Here is a 20,073-nt window from a genome sequence, read left to right as displayed (position 1 = left end):
GACGAACATGACGTCTTCGAAGCCCTCCAGGCGAGACCGCGCCGAAGCCCTGCCGGACGATCTGCGCGAGGCCCTGCGCCGCCGCCTGGCCGGACGTGCCGCGGCGGGCCCCGCCGGCGGCGCGCCCGCCGGCATCCCGCGCGCCGACCGCGACCGGCCCCTGCCCCTGTCGTTCGCCCAGCAGCGCCTGTGGTTCCTGGACCGGCTGCACCCCGGTGACGCCCGCTACAACAGCGCGGTCGCCGTGCGCCTCACCGGCACCCTCGACCACCGGGCTCTCCAGCGTGCGCTCGCCGAGGTCGTGGCCCGGCACGAGGCACTGCGGACCACGTTCGAGGAGAGCGACGGCCGCGCGGCACAGCACGTGCACCCGGCGGCCCCGGTGCCCCTGCCCGTCCGTGACGTGCCGGCGGACGGCCTGGACGCGGCGCTGCTCGCGGAGTACTCGGCGCCCTTCGACCTGAGTTCCGGGCCGCTGCTGCGGGCCCTGCTGCTGCGGGAGACCGACGCCTCGCACGTCCTGCTGCTGACGGCTCATCACATCACCACCGACGGTTGGTCGATGGGCATCGTGCTGAGTGAACTGTGCACCGCCTACGAGGCGTTGGCGCGGGGTGAGGAGCCCGGGCTGCCGGCGGTGGCGACCCAGTACCCGGACTTCGCCGTCTGGCAGCGCGAGCAGCTCACCGGTGCCCGGCTGGAGCGTCAACTGGCCCACTGGAGCGACCGGTTGACGGGGGCGGTCGCCCCCGAACTCCCGCTGGACCGGCCCCGGCGCGGCGAAGAGGCCGGGGCGGGGGCGGTCCACGCCTTCACCGTCCCCGCCGGAGTTACCCACAGGCTCCGCGAACTCGCCGGGCAGCAGCACACCACGCTGTACACCGCGCTCGTCGCCGCCGCCCAGGCGCTCCTGGCCCGCTGGTCGGGACAGGAGGAGAGCACGGTCGGGTCGCTGACCCCGGGCCGTTCGCGCACCGATCTGGAGAGGGCCGTCGGCTTCTTCGTGAACACCGTCGTGCTGCGCACCGCGGTGGCGCCCGGCGACTCCTTCCGGGACCTCCTGACCCGTACCGCCGACACCGTCAACGAGGCCTTCGCACACGGCGACACGCCCTTCGAGCGGATCGTCGAGAGGGTGGGTGCCACCCGCGAGGCGGGCCGCAACCCGCTGTTCGACGTGATGGTCCTGCTGCACCCGGACCCGCCCGCGGCCACCGCCCCGCGCGACCTCGGGATCAGCCCGGTCGCCGTGCCGCGACAGTCCGCCACCTTCGACCTGAGCGTCGAGTTCGTGCCGGACGGCGAGGCGCTGACCGGACTGCTCGAATACCGCACCGACCTGATCGACCCGGACACCGCCCGCCGCATGACCGGCCAGTTGCTGCGCCTCCTGGAAGCGGCGACCGACACCCCCGACCGGCCCCTCGGCACCCTGCCGCTGCTCTCCGAGACGGAAGTGCGACAGGTCACCCGTGACTGGAACGCCACCGCCCTGCCCGTCGGGGACGCCCTGCACCCGCGGCTCTTCGAGGAGCGCGCGGCCCGCACGCCCGATGCCCTGGCCCTGGTGGCGGGCGACGAGCGCCTCGACTACGCGACTCTCAACAACCGCGCCAACCGGCTCGCCCACCACCTCATAGGCCTCGGCGCCGGCCCCGAACGGCTGGTCGCGCTCCGGCTGCCGCGCACCGCCGACATGATCACGGCGATCCTCGCCGTGTGGAAGTCCGGCGCCGGATACCTTCCGCTGGACCCGGCCCTGCCCCAAGAGCGCGTCCGCTTCCTGCTGGACGACGTCCGCCCGGCCCTGGTCCTGGACGAGGCCGCGCTCACCGCCCTGCCCGACGGCCTTCCCGGCACGGACCCCACGGACGAGGACCGCCGGACGCCGCTGGACCCGCTGCACACCGCCTACGTCATCCACACCTCCGGTTCCACCGGCCGCCCCAAGGGCGTCGCCGTACCGCACCGGGCCGTCGCCCATCTGCTCGCCGCGCATCGCGCCGGATTCGTCGCCGAGGCGGGAGGCGGTCCGCTGCGGGTGGCGCTCACCGCGTCCTTCTCCTTCGACACCTCGCTCGAAGGCGTGCTGCTGCTCGCCGACGGCCACCCGCTGCACCTGGTGGACGAGACGACCCGGATGGACCCGGCCGCCTTGGTCGACTACGTCGTCGCGCACCGCATCGACTTCCTCGACCTCACCCCCTCCTACCTGCGCCAGCTGCTGCCCGCCGGACTCCTGAGCGACCCGCGTCACCGCCCCCGGGTGCTCATGCTCGGCGGCGAGGCGATCGGCCCGGCGCTGTGGCGCGAGCTCGGCGCCCACCCCGAGGTCGCCGCGTACAACTTCTACGGCCCCACCGAGTGCACGGTCGACGCGCTGTCCTGCCGCATCGACGGAACGGGCCGGCCGCTGGTCGGCCGCCCGCTGCCCAACACCCGCGCCTACGTCCTGGACGCCCGGCTGCGACCCGTGCCGCCCGGTGTCGGCGGCGAGCTGTACCTCGCCGGCGAACAGGTGGCCCGGGGCTACCTCGGCCGCCCGGGCCTGACCGCCGCGCGCTTCCTGCCCGACCCGTACGGGCCGCCCGCCACGCGCATGTACCGCACCGGCGACCTGGCCCGCTGGACCGCCGACGGCCGCCTGGACTATCTGGGACGCGCCGACGACCAGGTCAAGGTCCGCGGCCACCGCATCGAACCCGGCGAGATCGAGGCCGCCCTGACCGACCTGCCGGGCATCGCCGCCGCCGCGGTCGTCGCCGTGCCCGACGTACACGGTCACCTGCGGCTCGCCGCCTACGCCGTACCCGCGCCCGGCTCCGCGCGGCCCGAGTCCGCCGCGCTGCGGGCCGCGCTGCGGAAGGTCCTGCCCGACCACATGGTGCCGTCCTCGTTCACGGCGCTGGACTCGCTGCCGCTCACCGTCAGTGGCAAACTCGACCGCCGCGCCCTGCCCGCTCCTGATTTCGAAGGCCCGGACACGACACGGGAGTTCGTCGCCCCGCGCACGCCGGACGAGGAGACCCTGGCGGGGATCTGGACCGAGATCCTCGGCGTGCGCCGCGTCGGGGTCACCGACAACTTCTTCGAGCTGGGCGGCGACTCGATCCTCAGCATCCAGGCCGTCTCCCGGGCCCGGGCCGCCGGGCTCGCCCTGTCCTCGCAGGACGTCTTCCGCCACCAGACCGTCGCCGAACTCGCGGCCGCCTCCGGGCACGCCGCCGCGGTGGCGGCGCCCCGCCCCCCGCAGGAGGCCGGGCCCGGCCCGCTGACCCCGGTCCAGGAGTGGTTCTTCGCCACCCACGGGCCGCGGAGCCGCTTCGCCATGTCCATGGTTCTCGACCTGCCCCACGACGTCGACGCGGCGAAGCTCTCCCGCGCGCTGGACGCGGTCGTGGCACACCACCCCTCCCTGTGCGCCCGGTTCGTGCGGGAGGGGGAGACCTGGCAGCAGCATCCCGGTGCCGGCCCCACCACCGGTCTGCTGGCCGGCCACGACGGCGCGAGCCTCGCCGAGGCCGCCGAGACCGCCCGCGCGCAGCTCGACCCCAGCACCGGCAGCATGCTGCGCGCCGTCCTGCTCCCCGCGGCCGAAGGGGGCCGCCCGCACCTGTTCTTGACGGTTCATCACCTGGCCGTCGACGGCGTCTCCTGGCGCGTGCTGCTCGCCGACCTGGAACAGGCCTACCGGCAGGCCGAGAACGGCCGGGCCCCTCAACTGGAGCCCGAGCAGACCCCGTTCGCCTGGTGGGCCCGTCATCTGGCCGAGCGTGTACGGGAGGGTGCCCTCGACGACGATCTGCCGTACTGGACCGCCGAGGCCGCCCGCCCGCGCACCCCGCTCCCCGTGGATCTCCCCGGCACCCCGCTGGCCGGGTCCGTGCGCACGCTCCACGGCCGGCTCGATGAGGCCACCACCGACGCACTGCTGCGACGTGTCCCGGGCGTCTACCGCACGCAGGTCAACGACGTGCTGCTGAGCGCACTCGGCCGGGTCCTGGTGGACTGGACGGGCGCGCCGCACATCACCGTCGCACTGGAGGGCCACGGCCGCGAGGAGCACTTGGTCGAGGGCGCCGAACTGGCCCGCACCATCGGCTGGTTCACCAGCCAGTTCCCGGTCACCCTCACCCCGCAGGGCCCCGCCGGAGCACCCGACTGGGCGGCGACCCTGAAGTCCGTCAAGGAGCGGCTGCGGGCCGTGCCGCGTCGTGGCCTGGGCTACGAGGCGCTCGGACGCCTCGGCTCGCCGGCGCCGGAGGCCGGCGCGCTGCGTGAACTGCCGCTGCCCCAGGTGTGTTTCACCTACCACGGCCAGTGGGAGTCCGGCGCGGGCGGCGACTTCGCGCCCGCCGCCGACGTGCCGCCCGGCGACATGGGCGCGGCGGAACCGCTGGACCACCTGCTCGACGTGTCGGCCGTCGTGCGGGACGGCGCGCTGGAGATCACCTGGCACTACAGCGACCAGGTGCACCACGAGCGCACCGTCCGGGCGCTCGCCGACGGCATGCTGCGGGCCCTCACCGAGGTGACCGAGCACTGCGCCCGCCCCGACGCGGGCGGCCGCACCCCCTCCGACTTCCCGCTGGCCCGGCTCGACCAGGCAGCGGTGGACCGTCTCGTCGGGGACGGCAGGTCCGTGGCGGACCTGCTGCCGCTCACCCCGCTCCAGGAGGGCATGCTCTTCCACCGGCTGGTCGGCGGCACGGACGACGTCTACCTCGACCAGGCCGCCCTGCTCCTGGAGGGAGTGGCCGACTGCGAGGCGTTCGCCGCCGCCTGGCAGCGCGTCACCGACCGCACCGCGGCCCTGCGTACCTCGGTCGTGTGGGAGGGCGTACCCGTTCCGCTCCAGCGCGTGCACCACGAGGTGCGGGTGCCGATCGAGACCCTGGACTGGCGCGCACTGGACGCGGGGGAGCGGGCCGCCCGCCTGGAGCGGCTGCGCGCCGAGGACCTGGCCCGCGGCCTCGACCTGGGCGCCGCCCCCCTGATGCGGCTCACCCTGGTCCGGCTGCCCGACGCCCGACTGCACCTGCTGTGGACCTCCCACCACCTGATCCTGGACGGCTGGAGCCTGGCCCAGGTCCTCACCGACGTGTTCGCCGAGTACGCGGCCCTCACCGCCGGCACCGAACCGGCGCCGGCCGTGCGACGGCCGTTCGGGGACTATGTGCGCTGGTTCTGCGACCAGGACGGCGAAGCCGTCCGTGCGCACTGGCGGGGGGTCCTCGACGGTTTCGCCACCCCGACACCGCTGCCCGTCGACCGCGCCCGCCCGGCAGGCCACGAGTCGCGCTCGGCGGCCGTGCACACCGCCGCGCTGTCCGACGAGGCCTCGGCCCTCCTGGCCCGCACCGTCCGCGCCGCCGGACTGACCCTCGGCACCGTCGTGCAGGGCGCCTGGGCGCTGCTGCTGTCCCGCTACGCGGCCGAGCCGGACGTACTGTTCGGCACCACCGTCTCCGGCCGTCCCGACGAACTGCCGGGCGCCGAGGACATGGTCGGCATGTTCATCAACACCCTGCCCACGCGTGTGCGAGTGGCCGGCCAAGGCACGGCCGTCTCCTGGCTGCGCGACCTCCAGGAGGCGCAGGCGGACGCACGGCGCTTCGCCGCGGTGTCCCTGGCGGAACTGACCGCCCTGAGCGACGTGCCGTCCGGCAGCTCTCTGTTCGACAGCATGGTGGCCTTCGAGAACTACCCGTTCGACGACGCGAGTTCGGCCGGCTCCGGCGTGCGGATCATCGACGTCTCCTCGCGCGACGCCACCAACTACCCGCTGGTGCTCCGCGCTTACCACGGCGAACGCTTCGGCTTCGACCTCGCCTACGACCCGGAACTGTTCGACGCGGCCACCGCCGCCGCCCTCGCCGGGCGGCTGTGCCTGCTGCTCACCGAACTGGCCGAGGACCCCGAACGTCCCCTCGCCGCCCTCGCCCGGACCACCCCCGAGGAGCGGCAGCATCTCCTCACGGCCGGCAGCGGCACCGCAGAGGGCAGGCCCGCCGAGACGCTGGTGGACCTCTTCGAGGCACAGGCAGCCCGCACCCCGCACGCCGAAGCCGTCAGCCACGGCACCGAACGGCTCGACTACGCCGAACTGGACGCGCGCGCGGGCCGCCTCGCCCATCGTCTCGTCGAACTCGGCGCCCGCCCCGAGCGGTACGTCGCCCTCGCCCTGCCACGCTCCACCGACCTGGTCGTCGCCGTCCTCGCCGTCCTCAAGACGGGCGCCGCCTACCTGCCCATCGACCCTGCGCTGCCCGCCGAACGCGTCACCGGCATCCTGGACGACGCGGCCCCGGTGGCCCTCGTGACCACCACGGCGACGACCGGCTACGACGAGGTTCCCGTACTGCGCCTGGACGACCCCGAGGTGCGCGCCGACCTCGGCCGACGGCCTGCCGCCCCGGTGGACCGGGCGCGCCGCCCGCTGCCCGACAGTCCGGCCTACGCCATCTACACCTCCGGCTCCACCGGCCGTCCCAAGGGCGTGGTGATCCCGCACGCCAACGTGGTCCGCCTCTTCAGCCGCACCCACCATTGGTTCCGGTTCGACTCCACCGACGTGTGGACGCTGTTCCACTCCTACGCCTTCGACTTCTCCGTCTGGGAGCTGTGGGGACCCTTGCTGCACGGCGGTCGGCTCGTCGTGGTCCCCGACGACACCGCCCGCTCCCCGGAGGACTTCCTGCGCCTGCTCGCGGACGAGCGGGTCACCGTCCTCAACCAGACGCCGTCCGCCTTCTATCCGCTGATCCGCGCCGACGCGGAACACCCCGAGGACAGCGCCCGGCTGGCGCTGCGCACGGTCGTCTTCGGCGGTGAGGCGCTCGACGTGACCCGGCTGGCCGGCTGGTACGAGCGCCATCCGGACAGCGCGCCGCGCCTGGTGAACATGTACGGCATCACCGAGACCACCGTGCACGTCACCTACGCCCCCCTGGACCGGGCGACGGCGGATGCCGGCCCCGCGAGCCCCATCGGCACCGGCATACCCGACCTGCGGACCTACGTCCTCGACGAGACGCTGAACCTGGCGCCGCCCGGAGCGATCGGCGAACTGTACGTCGCGGGGGAGGGTCTGGCCCGCGGCTATCTCAACCGGCCCGGCCTGACCGCGACCCGCTTCCTCGCCGACCCGTTCGGCCGGCCCGGCACCCGCATGTACCGCACCGGCGACCGCGCCCGGCGGCGGGCCGACGGCAGCCTGGAGTACCTGGGCCGCGCCGACCAGCAGGTGAAGATCCGCGGCTACCGCATCGAGCCCGGCGAGATCGAGGCGGCGCTGCACCGCCACCCGCGCGTCGCCGGCGCCGCCGTCGGTGTCTACGAGGACGCCACGGGGACGCGGCGCCTGGTGGCCCACGTGGTCGGCACCGGCAGCGTCCCGCCGTCGGCCGCCGAACTGCGCGACCACCTCAAGCAGTCGCTGCCCGCGCACATGGTGCCCGCCGCCTATGTGCCGATGGCGGCCCTGCCGCTGACCCCCAACGGCAAGCTCGACCGGCGCGCGCTGCCGGCGCCCGGACCCGAGGGCTTCGCGACCGGCGGCGAGCGCAGGGAGCCGGGCACGCCCGCCGAGCGTCTCGTGGCCGACGCCTGGAAGCAGGTCCTGAACACCGACGAGGTCGGCGCCGACGACGACTTCTTCGCCCTCGGCGGTGACTCGATCCTCGCCGTCCGGGTCGTCTCCGTGCTGCGCGCCGCGTACGGCACGGACGTTTCACCCCGGCTGCTGTTCAACCATCCGACGCTGTCCGCCCTCGCGACCGCCCTCGGCGATCCGGCCGACGGGGCCGGCACCCCGGCCGACGTCATCCCGGTCGCTACCCCGGGCGCTCCGGCACCGCTGTCGTACGCCCAGCAGCGGCTCTGGTTCCTCGACCGCTTCGAACCGGGCAGCACCGAGCACACCATCCTGTCCGTGCTGCGCCTCACCGGCCCGCTCGACCGCGCCGCCCTGAACACGGCCCTCGACGGGCTGGTCGCGCGGCACGAGTCCCTGCGCACCACCTTCGCCGAACACGACGGCCAGGCGCGGCAGATCATCCAGCCGCCCGCCCCCGTGGACCTGCGCACGCAGGACTGCGCGGACTCCGCCGCCCTCGACGCCCTCGTGGAGAGCGAGGCCGCCCGGCCGTTCGACCTCGCCACCGGTCCGCTGCTGCGGGCCCGCCTCGCCCGTCTCACCGGCGCGGACACCGAGGAGCACGTCCTCGTCCTCGCCGTGCACCACATCGTCACCGACGGCTGGTCCATGGGCATTCTCGGCCGGGACCTCGGCGAGCTGTACGCGGCCGCCCTCGACGGGCGCCGGCCCGAACTGCCCACCCCCGCCGTGCGGTACACCGACCACGCCGCCTGGCAGCGCGCGCGCACCGAGCAGGCCGAGGCCGACCTCGACCACTGGCGCCGGGCCCTGGACGGTGTGACGCCGCTGGAGCTGCCCACCGACCGGCCGCGGCCCGCCGTCCGTACCCGGGACGGCGCGCTGGTCACCTTCACCCTGCCCACCGGGCTCACCGACCGGTTGCGCGCCCGGGGCCGGGAGGCCGATGCCACGCTCTTCATGACGTTGCTGACGGCATGTCAGATACTTCTGTCCCGCTGGTCCGACCAGCGGGACATCGCCGTCGGCACGGTCACGGCCGGCCGTGAGCGCCCCGAACTGCACGACGTGGTCGGCATGTTCGTCAACACGCTGGTACTGCGGGCCCGGGTCCGTCCCGAGGTGTCGTTCCGTGACCTGCTCGCCGAGGTGCGCGGCACCGTCCTTGAGGCCGTCTCGCACCAGGACGTGCCCTTCGAGCGGGTGGTGGACGCGGTTCAGCCGGAGCGCGACACCAGCCGCACCCCGCTGTTCCAGGTCATGGTCGCGCTGCACAACCTCGGTGCCGAGGCCCCCACCCTGCCCGGACTCACCGTGCAGCCGGTTGCCCCGCCGGTCCGGCACGCCACCTTCGACCTGGCCTTCGACTTCGTCGAAACCGACGGAGTCGTCACCGGCCATCTCGAATACAACACCGGCCTTTTCGACCCGGCCACCGCGGAACTCCTGGCCGAGCGGCTGCGCATCCTGCTGGAGGCCGCCGCAGACGACCCGGGCCGCGCCGTCGGCGCCCTGCCCCTCATGACCGGCACCGAGCGACAGCGCGTGCTGGACCTCGGCCGGGGCATGCCGCTGCCCGGGCCCGACACGACCTTCCCCGCCCTGTTCGAGGCGCGGGCCGCCCGCACCCCGCACCTCACCGCGCTGGTCGCGCCCGACGCCACCCTCGACTTCGCCACCCTCAACGAGCGCGCCAACCGGCTCGCCCATCACCTCATCCGCCGGGGCGCGGGCCCCGAGACCGTGGTCGCCGTCCGCCTCCCGCGCACCTCGGTGCTCCTGGTCGCCCTGCTCGCGGTCGCCAAGGCGGGCGCCGCGCTGCTCTTCCTCGACCCGCGCCTGCCCGACGAACGCGTCCGCGTCCTTCAGGACGACGCCCGCCCGCACACCGTGCTCACCGAGGAGACCCTGCGCGCCGCGGACGCGGCCGACCTGCCCGACCACAACCCCACCGACGCCGACCGCGTCCACCCGCTGCGCCCCGAGAACACGGCATACATCGTCTACACCTCCGGCTCCACCGGCCGCCCCAAGGGCGTCGCCGTCGAACACCGTCACCTGGTCAACCTCTGCCACGACCACCGCGCGAACCTCCTCGCCCCGCACACCGCGGGTGGCACCCGTTTGCGCGCCGCCCTCAGCGCCTCCTTCGCCTTCGACACCTCCTGGGAAGGACCTCTGCTGCTCGCCCTCGGCCAGCAGGTCCACCTCATCGACGACGACACCCGCCTCGACCCCGAGGCCTTCTGCGCCCAGGTCGGCGCCGACCGCCTCGACCTGGTCAACGTCACCCCCACCTTCCTGCGCGAACTGCTGGCCGCCGGACTGCTCGCCCCCGGGCGCCACCACCCGAAGCTCCTGCTCGTAGGCGGCGAGGCCGTCTCCGCCGCCACCTGGCGGGACCTGGTCGCGGCCCACGAGGAAGCCGGCGTCACCGCCGTCAACATGTACGGCCCCACCGAGTGCACCGTCGACTCCGTCTACGGACCCGTCACCGACCGTCCGGAACGTCCCGTCATCGGCCGCCCCGGCGGTGGACTGCGCGCCTACGTCCTGGACGGGACCCTGCGCCCGGTGCCCGTCGGCACGCCCGGTGAGCTGTACCTCGCCGGCGCCCAGGTGGCCCGCGGTTATCTGAACCGGCCCGGCCAGACCGCGAGCCGCTTCCTGGCCGACCCGTTCGGGGAGCCGGGGGAGCGGATGTACCGCACCGGCGACCGCGCCCGCTGGGACACGTCCGGCCTGCTGGAGTTCCTCGGCCGCGCCGACGAACAGCTCAAGATCCGGGGCTACCGCATCGAGCCCGGCGAGATCGAGGCGGCGCTGCTCGCGCTGCCGGAGGTCACCGATGCCGCGGTCACCGCACGCGAACACGCCGGGCGCCCCATGCTGGTCGCCTACGTGGTGACCGGGGACGGGCAGCAGGCGTCGGCCGACGAACTGCGGATGCGGCTGCGCGGCACCCTGCCCGACCACATGGTGCCCGCCGCGTTCGTTCCGCTCGACCGCGTGCCCCGCACCGCCGGCGGCAAGACCGACCGCCGCGCCCTGCCGGACCCGCCCGTCCAGCCCGAGAGCGACGACCCGTACGTCGCACCGCGGCCCGGCACCGAGGAGCGGCTGGCCGCCATCTGGGCCGAGGTGCTGGGCGTGCCCCGGGTGGGCGCGCGCGACAACTTCTTCGCGCTCGGCGGCGACTCCATCCTCAGCATCCAGATCGTCTCCCGCGCACGCCGCGCCGGACTCGCCCTCAGCACCAAGGACGTCTTCCGGCACCAGACCGTGGCCGAACTCGCGCTGCGCGCGGGCAAGTTGACCCCAGTGACGGACACGACGAGCCCCACCGGTCCCGCACCGCTCACCCCGATCCAGCACTGGTACCTGGACGGTCTGCGGCCCGGCGACCGCATGCGGTTCACCATGACCCAGCGCTTCGAGCTGGCGCCCGGCACGGACGGCGAGGCGCTCAGCCGGGCCGCCCAGGCCGTCGTCGCACGGCACGCCGCCCTGCGCACCCGGTTCACGCACAGCGCGGCCGGCTGGCACCAGGAGGCGCTCCCCGCCGCACCCGGCTCCGTGTTCAGCCGGCACGATCTCGCCGGACTCGACGACACCGCGGTCGAGGCGGAGGCGCACCGCCTCACCGACCGCGCGCAGACGGGACTCGACCCCGTCGAGGGCCGCGTCGTGCGCTTCCTCTTCCTGGACCGCGGCCCCCACCTGGCGGGCCACCTCGTGATCACCGTCCACCACCTGGCCGTCGACGGCGTCTCCTGGCGCATCCTGCCGGCCGACATCGCCACCGCCTACCAGCAGGCCGCGGCCGGACGCCCCGTGGACCTCGCGTCCGCCGGCACCGCCTACGGCCACTGGGCGGCCCGACTGGCCGAACACGCCCGCTCCGGCGCGTTCGCCGCCGACCTGGAGCACTGGCGGCAGGCGGCCGAAGCACCGGCCGAACTGCCCGCGGGCCGACCGGGCCCCAACACCTACGGCGCCTCGGCCACCGTCACCGTCACACTGGACGAGGAGACCACCGACGCCCTGCTGCGCAAGGTTCCCGAGACCTACCGCACCCAGGTCAACGACGTCCTGCTCAGCGCACTCGGCCACACGCTCGCGCAGTGGTGCCGGCGGGACACGGTCCTGATCGGCGTGGAGGGCCACGGCCGCGAGGACCTCTTCGCCGATGTCGACCTGTCGCGCACGGTCGGCTGGTTCACCGCGGAGTTCCCGCTCGCGCTGCGCGTCGATCCCGGTGCCGGATGGCACGACACGCTCCGCTCGGTGAAGGAACAGCTCCGCGCCGTGCCCCTGCACGGCCTGAGCCATGGCGCGCTGCGCCACCTACTGCCGGACAGCCCCCTCGCCGGCGCTCCCGCGCCGCAGGTCGGCTTCAACTACCACGGCCAGTGGGACGCGGGCAGCGGCACCGCCGACGGCCTGCTGCGTGCCGCCCTGCCCCCGACCGGCCGAGACACCGACCCGGACGCCCCACGCCCGTACGTCCTCGACATCACCGGCATCGTCCAGGAGGGACGGCTCGAACTGGGCTGGAACTACCCGGCGGCCGTCCACGACGAAGACACCGTCCGTGCCCTGGCCGAGCGGATGACCGCCGCGCTGCGGGACATCGTGGCGCACTGCGCGAGCCCGGACGCGGGCGGTCGCACCCCCTCCGACTTCCCCCTCGCCGGGCTGTCCCAGGACGGCCTGGACCGGCTCGTCGGCGACGGCCGGCACATCGAGGACGTCCTGCCGCTCACCCCGCTCCAGGCGGGGATGCTGTTCCACGGCCTGGTGGACACCGACGGCGCCTACTTCGACCGCATCGCGGTCCGCCTGTCCGGGGTGGCCGACCCGCAGGCCTTCGCCACGGCCTGGCAGCGCGTCGCCGACCGCACCCCGGCGCTGCGCACCAGCGTGCACTGGCGGGGCCTGCCGCAGCCGGTCCAGGTCGTGCACCGGCGGGTCGAGCTGCCCGTACGCCACCTCGACTGGCGCGACCTTGGCACAGCCGAACGTGCCGAGCGCACCGAGCAGTTGCTCGAAGAGGACCGCGCCGTGGCCATGGACCTGAACGCCGCTCCGCTCACCCGGCTCACCGTCGCCGCGCTCCCCGACGACGAGGTGCTGCTGCTGTGGTCCACCCACCACATCGCCCTGGACGGCTGGAGCACCGGCCAGCTCCTCACCGAAGTGTGCGAGCGCTACGCCGCGCTCACCGGCGGTCCGGACCCGGAGCTCCCGGTGCGGCGGCCCTTCGCGGACTTCCTGCACTGGCTCGGCGAACAGGACCTGTCGGCCGCAGAACGCCACTGGAGCGACGCGCTCACCGGGTTCACCACCCGCACTCCGCTCCCGTACGACCGCACCCCGGACGAGGCGCACCGGGCCCGCGCCACCGCCCAGGTCCGGCACGAACTGGACGAACACGTCTCGGCGCGGCTGAGCGCGGGAGCCGCGCGTGCCGGACTGACCGTCAACACCGTGGTGCAGGGCGCCTGGGCGCTGCTCCTCGCCCGCTGCGGCGGCCGCGACGACGTGGTGTTCGGCACCACCGTCTCGGGCCGCCCGGCCGAACTGCCCGGTGTGGAGGGCATGATCGGCATGTTCATCAACACCGTGCCCACCCGGGTCCGGCTGTCCGGCGGCGCGGTCCTGCCCTGGCTGCGTGACCTTCAGGAAGCGCAGACGGAGGCCCGCCGCTTCGACTTCCTCGCCCTGCCCCGCATCCAGGCGGGCAGCGAAGTGCCGTCCGGTGAAGCCCTGTTCGACAGCATGGTCGTCTTCGAGAACTATCCCGTGGACGAGGCGGCCACCGCCCGCACCGGCGTCCGGGTGGCCGAGGTGCGGGCCGATGACGCGCCCACCTTCCCGTGGTGCCTGCGGGCCCACCTCTCCGAACGGCTCGGTTTCGACCTGGCCTACGACCCCGCCCTCTTCGACCCGGCGACCGTCGAGCGGGCCGTGGAGCGCCTCACGGTCCTGCTCACCGCCCTCGCCGAGGGCCTGGACGGCGATCTCGCGGACCTGGACGCGCTCACTCCCGACGACCGGCGGCTGCTGGCCTCCTGGAACCTCCCGGCGCGTGCGACGCAACCGCGCAGCCCCGTCGACCTGTTCGCCGAGCAGGCCCGGCGAACCCCGGAAGCCGTCGCCGTACAGGACGGCGAACGCGAGCTGACCTACAGTCAACTCTCGCTGACCGCAGCACAGTTGGCAGCGCGTCTGCTGGCCGACGGGCTTGCTCCCGAGGGCCGGGTCGCGCTGTTGATGGACCGGTCCGCCGATCTTGTCGTCGCCCAGCTCGCGGTCCTCGCCGCAGGAGGAGCCTACGTACCGGTCGACACCCGGGCCCCCGAGGAACGCCGCCGGACCCTGCTCGACGCGGCCGGCGTCACGGCCGAGCTCACCGCCGCCGACGTCGCCGCCGCCCGCGCGGACGACGGCGACGGATCGCTGCCGCCCGGCGATCCCGACCGGCTGGCGTACATCATGTTCACCTCCGGCTCGACCGGCCGGCCCAAGCCGGTGGCGGTGCGTCACCGGGACGTGGCGGCGCTGGCCACCGACAGCCGGTTCGCCGACGGCATCAGCGACCGGGTGCTGCTGCACTCCCCGGTGGCGTTCGACGCGGCCACCTTCGAGGTGTGGGCGCCCCTGCTCCATGGCGGCCGCGTGGTCGTCGCCCCCGAAGGCGCCGTCGACGGCACCCTGATCCGGCGCCTGGCCGGCGCGGGAGGGCTGACCGCGCTGTGGCTGACGGCCGGTGTCTTCCGCCTCCTCGCCCAGGACGCGCCGGACTGCTTCGCCGGCCTGCGGCAGGTGTGGACCGGCGGTGACGTGGTGCCCGCCGCGGCTGTGCGTCGCGTCCTGACCGCCTGCCCCGGGCTGAGCGTCGTCGACGGCTACGGCCCCACCGAGGCCACGACCTTCGCGACGTCCCACGAACTCGCCGACGCGTCCGACGTGCCGGACACCGTCCCGATCGGCCGGCCCCTGGACGACATGCGCGTCCACGTCCTCGACGGACGGCTACGCCCCGTGCCGCCGGGCAGCGCCGGTGAGCTGTACCTCGCCGGTGAGGGGGTGGCCCGCGGCTACCTCGGCCGCCCCGGCGACACCGCAGCCCGCTTCCTCGCCGACCCCCAGGGCCCGTCCGGCGCCCGCATGTACCGCACCGGCGACCTGGCACGCCGCCGCCCGGACGGCACGGTGGAGTTCCTGGGACGCGCGGACGACCAGGTCAAGATCCGCGGCTTCCGGGTCGAGCCGGGCGAGGTCGAGGCCGTCCTCGCCGGGCACCCCGAGGTGGCGGACGTGGCGGTGCTCGCCGGTACCGGCCGGTCCGGCGCCAAACGGCTGATCGCCTACGTCGTGGGCCCGGCCGGCCGGAACCCGGCGGCCCTGCGGGACTTCGCGGGCCGCACCCTGCCCGACTACCTGGTGCCCACCGACATCGTCCCGCTGGACGCACTGCCCCTGAGCGCCAACGGCAAGGTCGACCGCGCCGCCCTGCCCGCACCCGAGGCCACCCCGCGCGCGGAGCGCACCGAGCCCCGCACCGAGGCCGAGCGCCGCGCGGCCGAGGTGTTCGGCCAGGTACTCGGGACCGAACCGCCCGGCGTCGACGACGACTTCTTCGCCCTGGGCGGTGACTCCATCCTCAGCATCCGGCTCGCCGGCCGCCTCTCCGAGGCCTTCGCGACCGATCTCACGCCCCGGGACGTCTTCACCCGCCCCACCCCGGCCGCACTCGCCGCGCTCCTCACCGAGGAGTCCCGGTACGCCCGCCCCGCCATCACACCGGCCGCCCGCGACGCGGCCCTCCCGATGTCGTACGCCCAGCAACGCCTGTGGTTCCTGGAGGAGTTCGCGCCCGGCGGCAGCGAGTACGTGACCGCGCTGGCCCTGCGCCTGCGCGGCCACCTGGACGCCGGAGCGCTGACAGCCGCCGTCACCTCGCTGGTCGCCCGCCACGCATCACTGCGCACCACCTTCGACAGCGCGGACGGCCACGGCGTGCAGATCGTCCACCCGCCGCACCCGGTGCCGCTGCCCCTGCACGACCTGTCCCCGCTGCCCCCGGCGGACCGGGAGCCGGCCCTGCGCACCCTGCTCACCAAGGAACGCGAGCACCCCTTCGACCTGCGCCAAGGGCCACTGCTGCGCACCAGCCTGGTCCGGCTCGACGACGACGACCACGTCCTGGCCCTCGCCATGCATCACATCGTCACCGACGGCTGGTCCACCTCCGTCCTCCTCGGTGACCTGGCCCACTCCTACCGCGCTCAACTCGGCCACCAGGAAGCCGCGTTGCCGCCCCTGCCGATCCAGTACGCCGACTACGCGGCCTGGCAGCGCACCACAGGAGCCGCCGCAGTCGACGGTCAACTCGCGTACTGGACAGCGCATTTGGCCGATACGGCAGCACTGGACCTGCCCACCGACCGGCCGCGCCCCGCCGTCCGCACCAGCAACGGCGCCACCACCCGCCTGGTCGTGCCGGCCGACACGACCGGCCGGCTGACCCGAATCGCCAGGGAGAACGGCACCACCCTGTTCACCACCCTGGTGGCCGCCGCACAGGCCTACTTGGCGCGGCTTTCCGGACAGAGCGACATCGCCGTCGGCACCGTGACCTCCGGACGCGACCGGACCGAGACCGAGCACGTCGTCGGGTTCTTCGTGAACACCCTCGTCCTGCGCTCCCAGGTCGACACCGGCCGGCCGTTCACCGACTTCCTCGGCACGGTCCGCCAGACGGTCCTCGACGCCTTCGCGCACCAGGACGTGCCCTTCGAGCGCGTCGTGGACGAGGTCCAGCCGGTCCGGGACACCAGCCGTACGCCGCTCTTCCAGGTCATGGTCGTCCTGCAGAACACCCCCGCCGCCGAGCTCGACCTCCCCGGCCTCCGCGTCAGCGACGTCGAGACCGACACACACCAGGCAGCCTTCGACCTCACCCTCGAATTCGCCGAGGCACCGGACGGAACACTGCACGGGCTGCTCTCCTACAACAGCGACCTGTTCGACGCGGCCACCGCGGACCGCCTCGCCGCGCACCTGGGCATTCTCCTGGACGCGGTCGCCACCGACCCCAGCCGGCCGCTCGGAGCCCTGCCGCTGACCTCGGGACAGGAGGAGCGCGACCTCCTCGCCCAAGGCCGGGGCACCGCCGCCGTACCGGAGTCGCCGCTGCCCGACCTGTTCCAGCGGCAGGCTACGCGCACGCCCGGCGCGACCGCACTGTGCGACGGCGACCGGGAACTGACCTACGAGGAACTCGACCGGGCCGCCAACCGGTTCGCGCACCGCCTGATCCACGACGGCGTCGGACCGGAGCGGGTGGTCGCCCTCGCCCTGCCCCGCTCGACCGCCATGGTGGTGGCCCAGCTAGCCGTCGCCAAGGCGGGCGGTGCCTTCCTGCCCGTCGATCCCGACTACCCGGCGGCCCGCCGGGAGTTCATGATCCGCGACGCGGGCGCCCACCACGTCGTGACGGACCCGGCGGAGGTCCTGAGGGCGGCCGGCCCGGACACCGCGCCCACCGACGCCGACCGTACGGACCCCCTGCGGCCCGGACACCCCGCCTACGTCATCTACACCTCGGGATCCACCGGTACGCCCAAGGGCGTGGTGGTGACCCACCGGGGCCTCGCCTCCTTCGCCGCCGCGGCGGCCGAGCGCTACGCGGCCGGCCCCGGTGACCGGGTGCTCCAGTTCGCCTCCCCGAGCTTCGACGCCTCCGTCCTTGAGCTGTGCACCTCGCTGCTCAGCGGCGCCACCCTGGTCACCGGGGAGGAAGGCCCGCTGGTCGGCGACCGGCTGGCAGAGGTGCTGGCCGTCCGACGCATCAGCCACACCCTCATCCCCCCGGCCGCCCTCGCCACCGTGTCCGAGGAGAAGGCCGCCGAACTCCCCGCCCTGCGCACCCTGATCGTCGGCGCCGAGGCCTGCCCCGCGCACCTGGTCACCACCTGGGCCCCCGGCCGCCGCATGATCAACTCCTATGGGCCGACCGAAGCCACCGTCGTCGCCAGCTGGACCGGCCCGCTCGCCCCCGGCGCCGGCACCCCGTCCATCGGCCGCCCCTCGGGCAGCACCTGCCTGTACGTCCTCGACACCGCGCTTCGTCCCGTCCCGCCCGGTGTCACGGGCGAGTTGTACGTGGCGGGCCCCGGCCTGGCCCGCGGCTACCTCGGCCGCCCCGGCCTGACCGCACAGCGGTTCCTTCCGGACCCGTTCGGGCTGCCGGGGGAGCGCATGTACCGCACCGGGGACCTGGCCCGCTGGGGCGCGGACGGCGAACTCGTCTACGCGGGACGCGCAGACGACCAGGTCAAGCTGCGCGGCTTCCGCATCGAACCGGGAGAGATAGAAACTGCGCTGCGCCGCAGCCCCCTGGTCCGGGACGCCGTGGTCGTCGTCCGCACCGACGCGTCCCGTCCCGCGAGCGACGACGGGCAGCCCGCGGCCAACTCCGGGCCCGCCCGGCTCGTCGCCTACGTCGTACCGGCCCGGCCGGCGGCCGACGAGGCGACCGGACCCCTCCCGCTCCCCGTCGACGACCTGCGCGAGCACCTCGGTGAAATGCTGCCGCCGCACATGGTGCCCTCGCTCTTCGTGCCACTGGAGCGGCTGCCGCTCACCCCGAACGGCAAGCTCGACCGGCGGGCCCTGCCGGCCCCCGGCCCGGCCCGGAGCACCGGCAGGCCGTACCGCGAACCGCGCACCGACACCGAGCGGCGGGTCGCCCGCATCTGGTCCGACGTCCTGGGCGTCACGGACATCGGCATCGACGACAACTTCTTCGCCCTCGGTGGCGACTCCATCCTGAGCATGCAGGTCGTCTCCCGGCTACGCCGTGATGGGCTCCACCTGGTGACCCGGGACCTGTTCACCCACCAGACCCTCGGCGCGCTGGCCTCCGTCGTCCGCGCCGCCCCCCAGCAGACCGCCCAGGGCCCGGCGACCGGCGAAGTGCCGCTCACCCCCATCCAGGACTGGTTCCTCACCACACCCCGCGCCGCCCACCACCACTTCAATCAGTCGACGCTGCTCGAACTCGACGGGATCCCGGACCCGGACGCCCTCAACACCGCACTGCTCGCCCTCCTCGAACACCACGACGCGCTGCGCATGCGCTTCACGCGGGACGCCGACGGCTGGCACCAGTTCAACCCACCGCCCGCCGCCGCCCGCCGGGACGACCCCGGCTTCCTCATCCAGTACGACCTGTCGGGCCTGTCCTGCGAAGACGCGGACGCGGTCATGGAGAAGACCGCCGACGAACTGCACGCCGGCTTCGACCTCGCCCACGGCCCGCACCTGCGGGCGGCCCTGTTCACGGGTGGCCCCGGCCGCCCCGCCCATCTGCTCCTCATCGCCCACCACCTGGTCGTGGACGCCGTCTCCTGGCGCATCCTCGGCGACGACCTGGAGACGGCCTACCAGCAGGCGGTTCAGGGTGCCCCCGTCGACCTGGGGGAGCGCAGTACCAGCTTCCGGGACTGGGCCCGCCAGATCGCCGCGCACGTCCGCGCGGGCGGCCTCGACGCCGAGCTGCCCCACTGGCGCGAAATCGTCGGTGCGGCACCCGCCCCCGACCACGGGCCCGACTCCGTCCACACCGCGCCGGCCGCCGTGATCGGCATCGAACTCGACGAGCAGGACACCGAAACCCTGCTGCGCGCCGCGCCCACGGCCTACCGCACCCGCATCAACGACGTACTGCTCGCAGCCCTTGCCCTCGCCCTGGCGCGCTGGTCCGGCCAGGAACGCGTCCGTCTCGACCTGGAGGGCCACGGCCGCGAGGACCTGATCGACGGCGTCGACCTGACCCGCACCGTCGGCTGGTTCACCAGCGTCCACCCCATCGCCCTCCAGGTCGACGACCCGGGCCGGCTCGGTCCGGACCGCGACTGGCGGGCCCTGGTGAAGTCGGTACGACGCCAACTGCGGGCCGTACCCGGCAAGGGAGTCGGCTTCGGAGCCCTGCGCACGTACGGCACTCCGGAACAACGCGAACACCTGGGCACAGGCGCGCACAGCCGGCTGGTGTTCAACTACCTGGGCCAGTGGGACGCACGCCCCGAAGCGGCCGGGGACGGCCTGATCCGTGCGCAGCACGGCCCCCTCGGCCAGGACCACGACCCCCGCGACGGCGGCTCCCACGCACTGGAGATCGTCGGTTCCGTCGAGCACGGCCGACTCGCCTTCACCTGGCACCACCGCCCCGACCTGCACGACACGGAGACGGTTCGCCGGGTGGCCGGGGAATTCGCCGAGGCCCTGCGCCACATCGCCCGTCACGCCCGAGGAGGCCGGTGACCGAACCGCCCCGGCGCCGAGGTCCCCACCGGAGGCCCCGGGGACACAGCCCCCGCCACCCGCGCGCCCCGACCCGGCCAATACCTCCGACCACCCGCCCGACCAGTCGCCCCCTCATC

General features: G+C 74.4%; 1 protein-coding gene. It reads left to right on the top strand.

Translation table 11 applies throughout. The annotated features are described in order from the left end of the window. Positions 1-7 precede the first annotated feature (7 nt). Positions 8-19,954: a non-ribosomal peptide synthase/polyketide synthase gene (locus ACFYNP_RS29745; RefSeq protein WP_388789740.1), complete on the top strand. Its 19,947-nt coding sequence runs from the start codon at positions 8-10 to the stop codon at positions 19,952-19,954. The last annotated feature ends 119 nt before the right edge of the window (positions 19,955-20,073 follow it).

The sequence above is a fragment of the Streptomyces sp. NPDC006691 genome (genome assembly GCF_042869955.1).
Taxonomy (GTDB): domain Bacteria; phylum Actinomycetota; class Actinomycetes; order Streptomycetales; family Streptomycetaceae; genus Streptomyces.
Note: the sequence above shows the minus strand (reverse complement) of the source record. Positions and strands in the feature narration are given on the sequence as shown.